The organism is Megasphaera lornae (genome assembly GCF_000214495.1).
Classification (GTDB): Bacteria; Bacillota; Negativicutes; order Veillonellales; family Megasphaeraceae; genus Megasphaera; species Megasphaera lornae.
Map to the genome: position 1 here is coordinate 1 of NZ_AFIJ01000034.1, position 770 is coordinate 770.

The window sequence follows — 770 nt, forward strand, 5'->3', positions numbered from 1 at the left end:
AGTCCTACTATAAGGTTATCAATCCCTATATTACTTTTTGCACTTCCATGATAAAGAGGGAACAGAGAACAATTCTGAAATCTTATGCTTTCCTCTTGTTCGAGTTCCAATGCTTCTAATGATTTACCGGACATATATTTCTCTAAAAGGTCATCGTTTCCCTCTATTACCGTATCCCATTGTTCAGATTCGGTAAAGTTCGTCACACACATATTAGGATACAGTTCTACCTTCTGTTTGATTACAATTTCGGCAGAAAGTTTCTCTTTAATATCCTGATAAACCGTTGATAAATCAATTCCATTTTGGTCAATCTTATTGATAAAAAAGATTGTGGGAATCCCCATTTTCCTAAGTGCATGAAATAATATACGAGTTTGTGCTTGTACGCCATCTTTTGCAGAAATCAGTAGAATTGCCCCATCTAAAACTGATAATGAACGATATACTTCTGCTAAGAAATCCATGTGTCCTGGCGTGTCTATGATGTTCACCTTCGTATTTTCCCACTGAAAAGAGGTTATTCCTGTCTGAATTGTAATTCCTCTCTGACGTTCTAAAAGCGTATTATCCGTCCTCGTTGTACCTTTGTCCACGCTTCCTAATTCTGTAATCGCTCCACTGTTATATAATAAGCTTTCTGTTAAGGTAGTTTTTCCTGCATCAACATGAGCTAAAACTCCAATATTAATAATTTTCATGTGATTTTCCTCCATTCAAAAACCCAAAAGGGCATAAAAATCCCAGTGATAAATACTTTTATCACTGGG

2 protein-coding genes are annotated in these 770 nt (G+C 36.0%); both read right to left on the bottom strand.

The annotated features are described in order from the left end of the window. The coding region (locus tag HMPREF1039_RS05405; protein WP_007391404.1) for a GTP-binding protein at positions 1–701 on the bottom strand (701 nt) is incomplete at its 3' end. A 15-nt stretch (positions 702–716) separates the two neighbouring features. Continuing rightward, a partial coding sequence (locus HMPREF1039_RS08580) for a hypothetical protein (RefSeq protein WP_431731918.1) occupies positions 717–770 on the bottom strand: 54 nt, incomplete at its 5' end.